14 protein-coding genes are annotated in these 13,720 nt (G+C 65.9%); 10 read left to right on the top strand and 4 right to left on the bottom strand.

The window, feature by feature from the left end:
• The first annotated feature begins 55 nt into the window (after positions 1 to 55).
• Positions 56 to 799, top strand: a complete 744-nt coding sequence (locus tag ABS767_RS07105) for a prepilin peptidase (RefSeq protein ID WP_408077652.1) — start codon at positions 56 to 58, stop codon at positions 797 to 799.
• A 2-nt stretch (positions 800 to 801) separates the two neighbouring features.
• The gene (locus ABS767_RS07100) at positions 802 to 2,208 is read left to right on the top strand and encodes a coniferyl aldehyde dehydrogenase (protein ID WP_408077651.1); all 1,407 of its coding nucleotides are present in this window, start codon (positions 802 to 804) and stop codon (positions 2,206 to 2,208) included.
• Positions 2,209 to 2,226: 18 nt separating this feature from the next.
• Here the strand turns inward: ABS767_RS07100 and ABS767_RS07095 are convergent, their stop codons facing one another.
• The 3 genes from ABS767_RS07095 to ABS767_RS07085 form a co-directional block, all read right to left on the bottom strand.
• Positions 2,227 to 3,630: an NAD(P)H-dependent flavin oxidoreductase gene (locus ABS767_RS07095; RefSeq protein ID WP_408077650.1), complete on the bottom strand. Its 1,404-nt coding sequence runs from the start codon at positions 3,628 to 3,630 to the stop codon at positions 2,227 to 2,229.
• 60 nt (positions 3,631 to 3,690) lie between these two features.
• Complete coding sequence (locus ABS767_RS07090) at positions 3,691 to 4,821, bottom strand: glycosyltransferase (RefSeq protein WP_408077649.1); 1,131 nt, start codon at positions 4,819 to 4,821, stop codon at positions 3,691 to 3,693.
• Positions 4,822 to 5,300: 479 nt separating this feature from the next.
• Complete coding sequence (locus ABS767_RS07085) at positions 5,301 to 6,176, bottom strand: alpha/beta fold hydrolase (RefSeq protein ID WP_408077648.1); 876 nt, start codon at positions 6,174 to 6,176, stop codon at positions 5,301 to 5,303.
• 18 nt (positions 6,177 to 6,194) lie between these two features.
• Between ABS767_RS07085 and ABS767_RS07080 the strand changes: the two genes are divergently transcribed.
• From ABS767_RS07080 to ABS767_RS07045, 8 genes are all read left to right on the top strand, one after another.
• A complete protein-coding gene (locus ABS767_RS07080; protein WP_408077647.1) occupies positions 6,195 to 7,613 on the top strand; it encodes a protein adenylyltransferase SelO family protein in 1,419 nt (472 codons plus the stop codon).
• A gap of 68 nt (positions 7,614 to 7,681) precedes the next feature.
• Positions 7,682 to 9,097, top strand: a complete 1,416-nt coding sequence (gene astD, locus ABS767_RS07075) for a succinylglutamate-semialdehyde dehydrogenase (RefSeq protein WP_408077646.1) — start codon at positions 7,682 to 7,684, stop codon at positions 9,095 to 9,097.
• Between the two features lie 66 nt (positions 9,098 to 9,163).
• Positions 9,164 to 9,337, top strand: a complete 174-nt coding sequence (locus ABS767_RS07070) for a hypothetical protein (RefSeq protein ID WP_408077645.1) — start codon at positions 9,164 to 9,166, stop codon at positions 9,335 to 9,337.
• 66 nt (positions 9,338 to 9,403) lie between these two features.
• Positions 9,404 to 10,201, top strand: a complete 798-nt coding sequence (gene cobA / locus ABS767_RS07065) for a uroporphyrinogen-III C-methyltransferase (protein ID WP_408077644.1) — start codon at positions 9,404 to 9,406, stop codon at positions 10,199 to 10,201.
• Entirely contained in the window at positions 10,198 to 10,494 is a 297-nt protein-coding gene (locus ABS767_RS07060) for a DUF2849 domain-containing protein (RefSeq protein ID WP_408077643.1), read from the top strand. Before cobA ends, ABS767_RS07060 begins: the two co-directional genes overlap by 4 nt.
• 1 nt (position 10,495) lies before the next feature.
• Positions 10,496 to 12,127, top strand: coding sequence for a nitrite/sulfite reductase (locus tag ABS767_RS07055; protein WP_408077642.1), 1,632 nt, complete (start codon positions 10,496 to 10,498; stop codon positions 12,125 to 12,127).
• Entirely contained in the window at positions 12,120 to 12,548 is a 429-nt protein-coding gene (locus tag ABS767_RS07050; RefSeq protein WP_408077641.1) for a DUF934 domain-containing protein, read from the top strand. The genes ABS767_RS07055 and ABS767_RS07050 overlap by 8 nt, the downstream gene beginning before the upstream one ends.
• On the top strand, positions 12,541 to 13,323 hold the full coding sequence (locus ABS767_RS07045) for a phosphoadenylyl-sulfate reductase (protein ID WP_408077640.1): 783 nt from the start codon (positions 12,541 to 12,543) through the stop codon (positions 13,321 to 13,323). The genes ABS767_RS07050 and ABS767_RS07045 overlap by 8 nt, the downstream gene beginning before the upstream one ends.
• 57 nt (positions 13,324 to 13,380) lie before the next feature.
• On the opposite strand, the gene ABS767_RS07040 is transcribed toward ABS767_RS07045, so the two are convergent.
• Positions 13,381 to 13,554: a hypothetical protein gene (locus ABS767_RS07040; RefSeq protein ID WP_408077639.1), complete on the bottom strand. Its 174-nt coding sequence runs from the start codon at positions 13,552 to 13,554 to the stop codon at positions 13,381 to 13,383.
• Between the last annotated feature and the right edge of the window lie 166 nt (positions 13,555 to 13,720).

Here is a 13,720-nt window from a genome sequence, read left to right as displayed (position 1 = left end):
GCTTCGCGATGGTCCCCCTCCCCCAGCAAGCTGGGGGAGGTACTGGTATCGATCCATGCCTGACTTCCTCTGGCCCCTCCTGCTCGGCATCCTCGGGCTAGTCTTCGGCAGCTTCATCGCCACCGTAGCGCTGCGCTGGCCGCAGGGGCGCAGCGCGACGCGCGGTCGATCCGCCTGCGACGGATGCAACAAGGCGCTCGCCGCGCACGAACTCGTGCCCCTGTTCAGCTGGGTGATCCAGCGCGGCCGCTGTCGCGCGTGCGGCACGTCGATCCACCTCGCCCACCCCGCCGTGGAAGCGCTCGGCCTCGTCATCGGCGTCGCCGCAGGACTCACCGCGCCGGGATGGGAGGGGGTAGCCGGGGCCATCTTTGGCTGGCTCCTCCTCACCCTCGCCGCACTCGACCTCGCTGCCTTTTGGCTGCCCAACATACTGACCGCGACTCTTGCCGCGACCGGCCTGATCGACGGCATCTTCTTCGATCCCGGCTGGATCGACCGGATTCTGGGCGGCGCGATCGGCTTCGGCCTGCTCTACCTCGTCGCCTTCACCTATCGCCATGTCCGCGGGCGCGACGGCCTTGGCGGTGGCGACCCCAAGATGTTCGCCGGCATCGGCCTATGGATCGGCGCATCGATGCTCGCCCCGGTCCTGCTGGGCGCGAGCGTCACCGGCCTTGCCGTGGCGCTGGCGATGAGGCTGTCCGGCCGCGAAATCGGGATGACGAGCCGGCTTCCGCTCGGCACATTGCTCGCCATCGCCGCCTTCCCGGCGTGGCTCTATGCGGTTGGAGTGTGACGATGCGCGATCTTCTCGATGCCCAGCGGGCGGCATTCATGGCGGAACTGCCGGTGTCGCTCGACGTCCGCAAGGACCGGCTCAAGCGCGCCGCCGCGATGGTGCGCGACAATGCCGCGCGCTTCTGCGACGTGCTGAGCGAGGATTTCGGCCATCGCAGCCGCCAGCAGTCGATGATCACCGACATCGCCGCATCGGTCTCGCCGCTCGACCATGCGCGCAAGTCACTCGATCGCTGGGCGCGACGCGAGAAAAAGCCGGTGATGTTCCCGCTCGGCCTGCTCGGCGCAAAGGCATGGGTCGAATATCAACCCAAGGGCGTCGTCGGCATCATCTCGCCCTGGAATTTCCCGGTGAACCTCGTGATGAGCCCGCTTGCCGGAGTGTTCGCAGCCGGCAACCGCGCAATGGTCAAAACCAGCGAGTTCACCCCCGCCACCGCCGCCTTGTTCGAGGAACTGGCGCCGAACTATTTCGACCCCACCGAACTCGCGTTCGTCAGCGGCGGGCCCGATGTGGGCAAGCAATTCGCCGCCCTGCCCTTCGACCACCTCCTGTTCACCGGCGCGACCGGCATCGGCCGCCACATCCTGCACGCCGCCGCCGACAACCTCACCCCGGTAACCCTCGAACTCGGCGGAAAATCGCCCGCGATCCTCGGCCGTTCGGCTAACCTCAAGCAGGCAACCGAGCGGGTGGCGATGGGCAAGATGCTCAACGCCGGACAGATCTGCATCGCCCCCGACTATCTGATGGTCGCCGCGGAGCAGGAAGCGGCTGCCGTGGATGGCATCGTCGCAGCAGCATCGGCCATGTATCCGACCATTCTCGCCAATCCCGACTACACATCGATCGTCAACGACCGGCATCACGAACGCCTGACCGCCGCCATCGCCGACGCCCGCGAAAAGGGCGCCGAGGTGATCGAGGTCAATCCGGCCGGCGAGGCTTTCGCGGCGTCGAACAGCCGCAAAATGCCACTCCACATCGTCCGCAACCCGACCGACGACATGATCGTGATGCAAGAGGAAATCTTCGGCCCGATCCTGCCGGTGCGAAAGTACGACAGCATCGACGGAGCGATCGCCGAGGTAAACCGCCGCGACCGCCCGCTCGCGCTCTACTATTTCGGGAGCGACGAAGGGGAGCGGCGCCGGGTGCTCGACCGGACGATTTCGGGCGGCGTCAGCCTCGACGACACGATCTTCCACGTCTCGATGGAAGAGCTTCCCTTCGGCGGGATCGGGCCGTCAGGCATGGGCGCCTATCATGGCGAGCCGGGCTTCCGCACCTTCAGCCACGCCAAGAGCGTGTTCAAGCAATCGAAGCTCGACGTCGCCAAGCTCGGCGGGCTCAAGCCACCCTATGGCAAGGCGACCGACACGGCGATCAAGCGACAGCTCGGCTGACGCGCCGGTCGATGCGCATCAGTCGCCGGTCAGGATGCGATCGACCAGCTGCTTCACCGTCGGCACGAAGCCATTGGAGTAGAAGGGGTCGCGCTTGAAGTTATAGGCGGCGTGGCCGGCGAACATCAGATTCTCGTCGGTCGGGCCGCCATGGGCGATATCCTGCAGCGTCTTCTGGATGCAGAAGCTGCGCGGATCGGCGAGGCGGCCGGTCGAGTTGGTTTCGGTGTCCGCCCAGCTCGAAAAGCTGCACTGGCTGAGACAGCCCATGCAATCGGCCTGGTCCTTGCGGATCAGCTGCTTCTCCTCGGTGCCGACGAAGATCAGCGTATTGTCCGGGGTCTTGAGCGCGTCGGTATAGCCCAACCCCACCCATTCGCGGGCGCGCAGCAGGTCGTTGCGGGTGACCCAGAAATTCTTGCCCTTCACCCCGGCGTCGAGCTGGAAGCTGTGATCCCCGACCTGTTCGGTCGAATAGGCGATCTGGCGTTCCGACCGCGCCTCGAGATTGCGGAGAAACGGATTGCGGACCGCCGACGAATAAAAGCCGGTGGGCGAGAAGCGGTGGAGGAGCACGTCGCCCTCCTCGATCTCCATCAGCTTTGCCTTCCACTCTTCGGGAATCGGTGATTCCTTGGTCAGCAGCGGGCGGGTACCGAACTGGAAGGCGATCGTGCCGAGTTCGGGGTTGTCGATCCAGTCGTTCCAGTCGCGCAGATACCAGACGCCGCCCGCCATCACGATCGGCACAGCGTCCGAAATCCCGCCTTCGCGCATCACCGCGCGCAGTTCCTTGACGCGGGGATAGGGGTCCTGCGGCGCGCGAGGGTCCTCGGCGTTGGACAGGCCGTTATGCCCGCCGGCCAGCCAGGGATCTTCGTAGACGACTGCTGCCAGCCACTCGCTGGCCTTCGAATAGGCGCGCTTCCACAGCGCCCGAAAGGCGCGGCCGGAGGAAACGATGGGAAGATAGTTCACGCCGTAGGAAGAGGCGATCTCGCTGAGCTTGTACGGCATGCCCGCGCCGCAGGTGACCCCGGCGACCATTCCGCGCGTCCGTTCGAGCACGCCATGCAGCACGCGCTGCGCGCCGCCCATTTCCCACAGCACGTTGATGTTGATCGCGCCCTTGCCGCCCGAAATCTCGAACGCACGCTTCACCTGCTGCACCGCGCCCTCGATGGCGAAGGCGATCAGTTCCTCATGCCGCTCGCGCCGGGTCAGCGCCTTGTAGATCTGGGGGATGATCTTGCCTTCGGCATCGTAGCTGTCGGCATTGACCGCGCTGACGGTTCCGATGCCGCCGGCGGCCGCCCAGGCACCGGCCGATGCATGATTGGTCGCGGCAACACCCTTGCCGCCTTCCACGAGCGGCCACACTTCCTGGCCGTTATAGACGATCGGCTTCAAACCCTTGAACAACGACATCCTCCGAAAATTTCGCGCGACCCTAGCGGTGATCCTGTATTTTAGCGAGGGGAATCACCCCAACGCCCCGGGCCGCCCCGCCGCTTCGCTATAGAGCGCGGCATAGGCCGCAATCATCGTCTTCTCATCGAACAACGCACGGGCGCGCGCCTGGTTCGCCTTGCCGACGATGCGGCGCGCATCGGGATGCGCGGCCAGCGTCTCGATCCGGTCGCGCAGATGCACCGGGTTCCAGTCCTTGGTGATCGCGGGGACGTTCTCCGGATCGACCATCTGCGCCACATCGCCCACCGGGGTGGATGCGATCGGCAGCCCCGCGGCCATCGCCTCCATCACCGCGATCGGCTGCTGCTCGCTCTTCGAAGACAAGGCAAATATGTCGAACAGGCCGATATATTTGTGCGGATCGGGCAGGAAGCCGGGCATCAGCACCTGATTTTCCATCCCCATATTGGCGACCGTATCCGCGATCGCCTCGCGCTCCGGCCCCTCGCCGACGATCACCAACTGAGTCCGCGTCTTGGTGCCGCCGACCGCGCGGACCAGCATCGGCAGGTCCTTGACGGTGCGCAGCCCGGCGAGCGTACCGACCACGACATGGCCGGGCAGCCGCTTGAACCCCGGAATCGCCCTGGGATCGGGCTTGCGACCATAGGCGGCGACGTCGATGCCGTTGGAGATGCGATGGACGCGGGCGCGCGGCTGCTTCCAGGTGTGCGTCGCGATACTTTCCAGCCGGTGCGAGGGCACGACCAGCGCATGGGCGGCGGAGAGCGCGAGGCGACGGTACATGTTGCGCACCGGGTTGAGGCGAAACGCCTCGTCCGCGCCAAAGCCGTCCTCATGATGGATCACCGGCGGCATGTTCTTCGAAAAGACGCGCCGCGCCATCACTCCGTCGATCGCCCCCCAATTGTAGGTGAGGACGAGATCGAAGCGCGCCATGAACCTGGCGATCGCCTCGTAGCGGGCGACAGAGGGCTTTCCGGTCAGCGGCGGCGGATTCTGCGCGATCTCGTAGCGGATACCCTTGGCGATTGCGTCGCGGGCGCCATAGGCCCCCTCGACCCCGGAAACGATGACATGCTTCGCACGGTCGCCGAATGCGTTCATCAGCCGGACGGCGCGGGCTTCCTTGCCGCCGAGATCGAAGCTGGAGTGAAGGTGCAGGATGTTGAGCATCATCGGACCTTTGCACTCGCCATTTCCGGGCCGGTGTCAACCGGGGTGTCCGACGAAGCTGACGTAAAAGCGGGGGTTTGGGGCGGACGCGACTGCGACGCGACCGGGAGGAGACGGGTTCGCGACTGCGACGCGACAGGTGAGCAACAGTTGCGCGACCGGGACGCGACATCTGCGCGACTGCCGCGCGACGCGTTTGCGACCTTCGTGCGCCGACGACGCGACAGTGTCGGGCGGAGCGAGCGCGATGGCCGGGGTAGTTGGATGGGGTCCACCCCAAGGGTAGATCAGAATAAGTCCAACATTGGAAGGGATGGGCGCGGTCTGCAGAGGCGGGTGACGGCACTGTTGCGGACGTTACGGCTCGATGTAAGCTGAACGTGCGAAACCTCTCATCATCAGTCCGATTGCCGCAGCGTTCTGCTATCTTAGCCCTCTCCCGCAAGCGGGAGAGGGCTAAGAAGAAAATAAGGGCTTCGGCGCTAAGTGATCCGCATCAGCAACCGGTCGATCGCTGCCGCCGCTTCGGGTTCGTCCAGCGTCGGGGTGTGGCCGGTGTCGGGGACGGTTACAAGTTCGCTGCCCTCGACTTCCCGGTGCATCCGCTCCGCCACCGCTGCGGGCAGGATGTCCGAGGTTCCGCCGCGCACGATCAGCAGGGGCTTGTCGGCCAGCCCGTCGAACGCGCGCCACATGTCCGGGCCCGCCTCGTTGCCGGGCAGGCGGAAGGGTTCGGCGATCTTCATGTCATAGTCGAGCACGATCCGCCCGGCGCTGGTCAGGCGGTGCGTCCGCTTTGCCATGTCGAGCCAGTGTGTGATCTCCCAATGCGGATAGACGTCGCCATTGGCCTCCGCGAGCGCGCGGGCGGCGTGCATCCAGGTGGGGTGCCAGTTCGCCTTCCCGACATAGCCGCGGATGCGCGTGAGGCCGGCCGGGTCGATCTCCGGGCCGACATCGTTGAGCACCGCGCCCGCGATCCGTTCGGGATGGGTCGAGGCCATCAGCATCGTCAGGATGCCGCCGAGCGAGGTGCCGACCGCTACGAAGCGATCGAGCTTGAGCTCCGCGACCAGCGCCTCCAGATCCTGCAGATAGGTCAGCGGGACATAGGTCATCGGATCCTTGGCATAGCCACTCTCGCCGCGCCCGCGCAGTTCGACCGCGATGACGCGCCAGTCGCCCGCCAGCCGCTCGGCAAGCTTTTCATAGTCGCGCGCGTTGCGGGTCAGGCCGGGGATGCACAGCAGCGGCGGGCGGTCGGCCCGGCCCGGATAGTCGCGATAATGCAGCCGCAGCCCGTCACCGGACCACCAATAGCCGTCGGTAAAGCTGGGCAGGTTGCGCATGGTTGCCATCGCGCCCCATATCGCCGCATGACCGATTTCCCGCAAGCGCCGCAATTTTCGGACTGGTACCATCCCGACCCGGCAGTGCTGAAGCTTGGCGACGCATTCTATGACGCGGTCGAGGCGGCAGCGTTTCCCAAGACCATCCTGCGCTTTCGCAACGATCGCGCGGCGGTAGAGGTGGGGCTGGAGGGGCTGAGCGACGAGGCCTGGCTGCGCCATTTCGGACGGTTCGAGCCGCTGCCCGGCAACCTGCCCCAGCCGCTCGCCATGCGCTATCACGGCCATCAGTTCCGGGTGTACAATCCCGACCTTGGCGACGGGCGCGGCTTCACCTTCGCCCAGATGCGCAACAGCCACATGAAGGACCTGATGGAGCTGGGCACCAAGGGCTCCGGCCAGACGCCGTGGAGCCGGTTCGGCGACGGGCGACTGACGCTGAAGGGCGGGGTGCGCGAGGTGCTGGCGACCGAGATGCTGCAGGCGCTGGGCGTACGCACGTCGCGCAGCTTTTCGCTGATCGAGACCGGCGAGGCGCTCGAGCGCAACGACGAGCCCTCCCCCACCCGCGCGTCCGTGCTGGTGCGGATGAGCCACGGGCAGATCCGCATCGGCACGTTCCAGCGGCTCGCCTATCATGGCGACGCGGACAATATGCGGCGGCTGGTCGACTGGTGCCTGGCCGAACTGTTCCTGGTCGAGGCGGACGAGGATCCGGTGGCGCAATTCTTCGAGCTGGTCGTCGCGCGGACCGCCGCACTGGCGGGCAGCTATATGGTCGCGGGATTCGTCCATGGCGTGCTCAACACCGACAATATCAACGTGACGGGGGAGAGTTTCGATTACGGCCCGTGGCGGTTCGCGCCCACGTTCGATCCCGGCTTCACCGCCGCCTATTTCGACCATGCCGGACTCTATGCATTCGGCCGCCAGCCCGATGCGATCCTGTGGAATGTCGCGCAACTGGCGGTCTCGCTACGCCTGATCAGCGAGGCGCCGCCGTTGATCGCGCGACTGGAGCAATTCGAGCGCTATTACCGGATGTTCTACGAGATGCCGCTCCAGCGGCGGCTGGGGATCGTCACGCAGGATGGAACGATCGATACCGAGTTGAGCTGGGCGCTGAAGGAAGCGATCGAAGCCGCGCTGATGGCGACCGGCCATGCGATCGACCGGTTTTTCTTCGACGCCTATGGCGGCTCGCTGCCCGAAACCTACGGTGCCGAATGGGACGCGGTCCGCGCCGTGCTTGCCCGCCATGTGCCGATCGCAGAAGGGCGCAGCCACCGCTATTTCGCGGGCGAGCCGTGCTCGCTGCTGATCGACGAGGTCGAGGCGATCTGGTCCGCGATCGACCGTGCCGACGACTGGGGACCGTTCGACGCAAAGATCGCCGCGATCCGCGAGATGGGCGAAGCGCTCGACGCGGGCGGCAAATACTGGTGAGGTGGCAACGCGCAACATTGCTGCTAGAGGAGCATTATTCTCGGGGGCTCCAAGCGAAGAAAGACTGAATGCCCGGATCGGAAATCATCTCAACCGAGCCCGCGACCGGCGCGGTATTGTGGCGCCAGAAGATCGGCGATGTCGACGCCGAGGTGGCGAAGGCGCGCGACAGCTGGGCCGACTGGGCATCGCGTCCGCTCGCCTTCCGGATCGAGACGCTGCGCCGCTTCGCCAATGTCGTGCGGCAAAAGGCGGACGCCTTTACCGACCTGATCGCGCGCGAGACCGGCAAGCCGCTGTGGGAAGCGCGGACCGAGGTCGAGACGGTGATCGGCAAGGTCGATATCTCGGTCACCGCCTTTTCGGAGCGCACCGGACAGCGGCGGATCGACGCGCCGATGAACACGCGGCTGGCGCTGCGGCACAAGCCGCATGGCGTGCTGGCGGTGCTGGGGCCGTACAATTTCCCGGCGCACCTGCCCAACGGGCACATCGTCCCGGCGCTGCTGGCAGGCAATGCGGTGGTGTTCAAGCCATCGGAAAAGACCCCGGCGACCGGCGCGTTCCTGGTCGAATGCTTCCATGCCGCCGGGGTGCCGGAAGGGTGCCTGCGCCTGCTGATCGGCGGGCCCGACGAGGGCAAGGCGCTGGCGGGGCATGACGGGATCGACGGGCTGTTGTTCACCGGCTCGGCGCGCACGGGCATCGCGCTCAACCGCGCCTTTGCCTCGAAGCCCGAGAAGATCCTGGCGCTGGAGATGGGCGGCAACAACCCGATCCTGGTGTGGTCGACGCCGGACATCTATTCGGCCGCGGTGCTGGTCGTGCAATCGGCCTTCACCACCGCGGGGCAGCGCTGCACCGCCGCGCGCCGCCTGATCGTCGACGAGAAGCTGTACGAGCCGCTGGTGGGCGAAGTGAACAAGCTGATCGGTCGGCTGATCATCGGTGAGCCGCATGCCGACCCGGCGCCGTTCATGGGGCCGGTGATCGACAACGACACCGCCGACCTGCTGACCGAAAGCTTCCTCGAGCTGTCGTTCCTGGGCGGCAAGCCGCTGCGGCACATGGAACGGCCGATCGAGGGGCGGCCATTCGTCACTCCGGCGATGATCGACATGACCGACGCGCGCGAAAAGCCGGATATCGAGCTGTTCGGCCCGATCCTGCAGGTGATCCGCGCCAAGACGTTCGAGGAGGCGATCGCCGAGGCGAACGACACGCGGTACGGGCTGTCGGCCAGCCTAGTGAGCCAGGACCCGCAGCTGTACGACCAGTTCTGGGCGAATATCCGCGCCGGCATCGTCAACTGGAACAAGCCGACCAACGGCGCGAGTTCGTCCGCGCCGTTCGGCGGGATCGGCTGGTCGGGCAATCACCGGCCCAGCGCATTCTACGCCGCCGATTATTGCGCCTATCCGGTGGTGTCGTCGGAAGCGGAACAGGCGCGGGTGTCGATCGGGATCGGGTTGCGCGACGGCTGAACGCGAAAATCGGCGCGATGCGACGAACCGCAGGAACTCGCAGCAACGCCGCGGATTGTGCCGCCCGTGAAACCGCTCGTGCTTGCGTCGCCCGGCCCGCCTCGCGCTCAACGTCTGGCAAATGAAGCCCGAAACTGCCTCGCCATCGCGGTTGGGCACGCCGATGTGACGTTCTCCGCCGAACTGATCGACGAGGCGCTGCGGCTGTCACGGCGCGCTCGCGAGCTTGCCAAGGCATAGATTCGCTAGCCCATCCCCAAGCAACCCTCGGTTGTGGCTTTACGGCCCGGCATCCATCTGGGTGGCATGGCTTCCCTGCTCGATCCCCAAGCGCGTGGGCGCGTGATTCTGGTCGGTGCCGGCCCCGGCGATCCGGGCCTGCTGACCGTACGCGCGGTCGAAGCGCTCAAGACCGCCGACGTGCTCGTCCATGACGGGCTGGTCGATCCACGCGTGCTCGACCTCGCTCCCCAGGCGCATCGCATTTCGGTCGCCAAGAAGCGTTCGAAGCACAGCGTGCCGCAGGACGGGATCAACGCGCTGATCGTCGCGCATGTGAAGACCGGCGCGATCGTCGTGCGGCTGAAGGGCGGCGACCCGTTCATCTTCGGTCGCGGCGGCGAGGAAGTGGAGGCGGTGCGTGCCGCCGGGCTCCCGGTCGAGGTGGTCCCGGGCGTCAGCTCGGCGCTGGGCGCGGCGGCGGAGGCGATGCTGCCGCTCACCCATCGCGACTGGTCGAGCGCGGTCAGCTTCGTCGCGGGCCAGTGCAAGGGGCTGAGCGAGCAGGACTGGTCGGGGCTGGCGGGCAAGGGCCGCACGCTCGTCATCTATATGGGCGTCGCGACCTGCCCCGACATCGCCGAGAAATTGATGGGCGACGGCGTCGCGCCGGACATGCCGGTGGCGGTGCTGGAGCGCGCGACGCTGCCGGGCAGCCGCGCGCTGCGCACCTTGCTCGCCGACCTTGGCCCGATGGTCGAGCGCGAGGACGTGAAGAGCCCGGCGATCATCGTGGTGGGCGAAGTGGTCGCGCTGTCGGACGCGCAGGACAAGCTCGCCAACTGGGCGCGCAAGGCCGAACTGATGCTTGGAGACGATGCGTGAAGCTGCTGACCGGAAACGATCTCGCCACCGGCGACGTCACCTGGTGGACCGGCAGCGGCTGGTCGCGCCATGTGGAGGACGCGGTCGATGTCGGCGAACAGGGCGAGAGCATAGCCCATGCCGAGGAAGGCGCGCGCCGCGTCAACGGCCCCTATGTGATCGACGCGACCGAGACGCCCGAGGGCCCGCGCCCCGCGCACATCAAGGATCGCATCCGCGCGCTCGGCCCGACCGTGCGCCCCGACCTTACGCTCAAACCCGCCGACCCGAACGCCGGCAGCTGGGTGATCTGACATGTACAAATATGACGAATATGACCATTCGATCGTCGCATCGCGCGTCGAGGAATTTCGCGACCAGGTGAACCGCCGCCTGGCGGGGCAGATCACCGAGGACCAGTTCAAGCCGCTCAGGTTGATGAACGGCCTGTATCTGCAGTTGCACGCTTACATGCTGCGCGTCGCGGTGCCCTATGGCACGCTGGACAGCCGCCAGATGCGGATGCTGGCGCATATCGCGCGCAAATACGACCGCGACTACGGCCATTTCACCACGCGCCAGAACATTCAGTATAACTGGATCAAGCTGGAGGACGCGCCGAACATCCTGGCCGAGCTGGCGACGGTGGAGATGCATGCGATCCAGACATCGGGCAACTGCATCCGCAACATCAGCAGCGACCAATGGGCCGGCGCCGCGGCGGACGAGCTGACCGATCCGCGCCCCTGGGCCGAATTGCTGCGCCAGTGGAGCACCTTCCACCCCGAATTCAGCTACCTCCCGCGCAAGTTCAAGATCGCGGTGATCGCGGCGGACGAGGATCGCGCGGCGATGCGGCTGCACGATATCGGCATCCAGATCGTCGAGCGTGACGGCGTGCACGGCGCGGCGGTCTATGTCGGCGGCGGCATGGGGCGCACTCCGATGATCGCGCCGAGAATCAAGGACTTCGTGCCGCTGGAAGACCTGCTGAGCTATGTCGAGGCGTGTCTGCGCGTGTACAATCGCTATGGCCGGCGCGACAATATGTACAAGGCGCGGATCAAGATCCTGGTCCATGAGATCGGCGCCGACAGCTATCGCGCGCAGGTCGAGGACGAGTTCGTCGCGGTCAAGAAGCTGGGCATCGATCCGCCCAAAGCCGAGTTCGACCGGATCGCGGCATATTTCGCCGACCCGGCGTTCGAGACCGGCCTGAGCGACGATCTCGACCGCAGCGATCCCGATTTCGCGGTGTGGCTCGACCAGAATGTCGCCGCGCACAAAATGCCCGGCTATGCCATCGTCAACATCAGCCTGAAGCCGACCGGCGGCATCCCCGGCGACGCATCCTCGGCGCAGATCGACGCGATGGCGGACCTGGCCGAGCGCTACAGCTTCGACGAGCTGCGCGTGACGCACGCCCAGAACATCGTCCTGCCGCATGTCCGCAAGGCGGACCTGTATGCGGTCTGGCAGGCACTGGTCGAGGCCGAGCTGGCCGACGCCAATCTCGACCTGATCAGCGACATCATCGCCTGCCCGGGGCTGGATTATTGCAGCCTCGCCAATGCACGCTCGATCCCCGTGGCGCAGAAGATCGCGACGCGCTTCGCCGATCTCGGCCGGCAGCGCGAACTGGGCGAGCTCAAGCTCAAGATCAGCGGCTGCATCAATGCGTGCGGGCATCACCATGCCGGCCACATCGGCATTCTCGGCGTCGACAAGAAGGGCGTCGAAAACTACCAGCTGCTGCTGGGCGGATCGGGTGCGGAGGATGTCAGCCTAGCCAAGATCACCGGCCCCGGGTTCAGCGAGGACGGCATCGTCGACGCGGTCGAAAAGGCGACCGACGTCTATCTGGCGCAGCGAACCGAGGGCGAACGCTTCCTCGATACCTATCGGCGCATCGGCATGGAGCCGTTCAAGGAGGCGATCTATGGCTGAGTCGACCCTGCGCTATCGCGACGACGCGCCGCACGACGAACCGGCGGTGACGCTCGATTCGTTTCTCGGCCAGACCAACGCGACCGCCGTACGGCTCGAATCGAGCGAGGATGCGCGCGCGCTGCTGCCGCATCTCGACCGGCTGTCGCTGGTCGAGGTGAGCTTTCCCAAGTTCCGCGACGGGCGCGGCTATTCGGCGGGCCGCATCCTGCGCGAGGCAGGCTATACCGGCGAGCTGCGCGCGCAGGGCGACGTGCTGGTCGATCAGATTCCGTTGATGCGCCGTTGCGGCTTCGACAGCTTCGCGCCCGAGGCACCGGTGGACGAGGCGGTGCTGGCCGCCGCGTTGGCGCGCTACGATCATGTCTATCAGATCGCGGCAGACGGCCAGGTGCCCGTATGGAAACGGCGGCATGGCTAGCGTGACCGCCCGCAAGATCGACCGGATCGACGTCAACCAGCCCGAATTCGGACGCTTCGGCGAACGCGACGCGATCCGGCTGAACAACCTGTTCCGCGGCGTGCCGACGGAAGAGATGCTGCGCACCGTGCTGAGCGAATCGCTGGTCGGCGACGTCGCGCTGGTCTCGTCCTTCGGAGCGGAGAGCGCGGCGCTGCTCCACCTCGTCGCGTCGATCGACCCGAGCGTGCCGATCCTGTTCCTCGATACCGGCAAGCATTTCCCCGAGACGCTCGCCTATCGCGACACGGTGGCGGAGCGGCTGGGGCTGCGCGACCTGCGCATCCTGACCCCCGATGCGGCGGTGCTGGCGAAGAAGGACGAGAGCGGACTGCGCTGGTCCTACGACCCGGACGGCTGCTGCGAGATCCGCAAGGTGATCCCTCTCGAAGCGGCGATGGCCGACTTCGACGCGAGCATCACCGGGCGCAAGGCGTTCCAGGCGAGCACGCGCAACGCGCTGCCACGGTTCGAGGTGGATGCGGCCGGCAAGCTCAAGGTCAATCCGCTGGCCGACTGGACCAAGGACGACATCGAAGCCTATTTCGCGGCGCACGATCTGCCGCGTCACCCACTGGTCGAACAGGGCTATCTGTCGATCGGCTGCGCACCGTGCACCAGCAAGGTGAAGCCGGGCGAAGACCCCCGCTCGGGCCGCTGGGCCGGGTGGGACAAGACCGAATGCGGCATCCATACGCCCGTCACGGACGGCGACCCCGATCTGCCGGTGTTCTAAAAAAGGGGCGATCCAAAAGATCGCCCCACCACTTCACATTCATGTTTCGATTTCAGATTATGCGGCCAACTTAAGCAGCCGCCTCTGAAAATCGTCGAAGTCCCGCCGCGCGTCATCGTAGTTAAAGTACGATTCAGTCGACATGCAGATTGGGCCTCCCCGGTCGCCGATAACATACCAGCGCCAGTTGAAGTCTGCATCCATGTGGAACATTGGATTGACGATGATCATTGGCCGTCTCCTAGAAGAGTCGACGAATGGTCCAGCGATCTCTGCCCGAAAGTTCGTGATACAAGATTTGATGGATTCTGGGTTCTTATGTTTCCGCCATCCAACAGGGAACTAGGAACGTGCGAACGATGTGACGGGATGCTTTTCCATTATTGTGCGCTGACTT

This window comes from Sphingomonas plantiphila (assembly GCF_046000505.1).
GTDB lineage: Bacteria > Pseudomonadota > Alphaproteobacteria > Sphingomonadales > Sphingomonadaceae > Sphingomonas > Sphingomonas plantiphila.
The sequence above is the reverse complement of the archived record's forward strand: the minus strand, read 5'-3'. Positions and strand labels throughout refer to the sequence as shown.

Coding starts and splice junctions, on each gene's coding strand:
- ABS767_RS07105 (WP_408077652.1), top strand. CDS start 56: ATGCCTGACTTCCTCTGGCCCCTCCTGCTCGGCATCCTCGGGCTAGTC.
- ABS767_RS07100 (WP_408077651.1), top strand. CDS start 802: ATGCGCGATCTTCTCGATGCCCAGCGGGCGGCATTCATGGCGGAACTG.
- ABS767_RS07090 (WP_408077649.1), bottom strand. CDS start 4,821: ATGATGCTCAACATCCTGCACCTTCACTCCAGCTTCGATCTCGGCGGC.
- ABS767_RS07085 (WP_408077648.1), bottom strand. CDS start 6,176: ATGGCAACCATGCGCAACCTGCCCAGCTTTACCGACGGCTATTGGTGG.
- ABS767_RS07080 (WP_408077647.1), top strand. CDS start 6,195: ATGACCGATTTCCCGCAAGCGCCGCAATTTTCGGACTGGTACCATCCC.
- astD (WP_408077646.1), top strand. CDS start 7,682: ATGCCCGGATCGGAAATCATCTCAACCGAGCCCGCGACCGGCGCGGTA.
- cobA (WP_408077644.1), top strand. CDS start 9,404: ATGGCTTCCCTGCTCGATCCCCAAGCGCGTGGGCGCGTGATTCTGGTC.
- ABS767_RS07055 (WP_408077642.1), top strand. CDS start 10,496: ATGTACAAATATGACGAATATGACCATTCGATCGTCGCATCGCGCGTC.
- ABS767_RS07050 (WP_408077641.1), top strand. CDS start 12,120: ATGGCTGAGTCGACCCTGCGCTATCGCGACGACGCGCCGCACGACGAA.
- ABS767_RS07045 (WP_408077640.1), top strand. CDS start 12,541: ATGGCTAGCGTGACCGCCCGCAAGATCGACCGGATCGACGTCAACCAG.
- ABS767_RS07040 (WP_408077639.1), bottom strand. CDS start 13,554: ATGATCATCGTCAATCCAATGTTCCACATGGATGCAGACTTCAACTGG.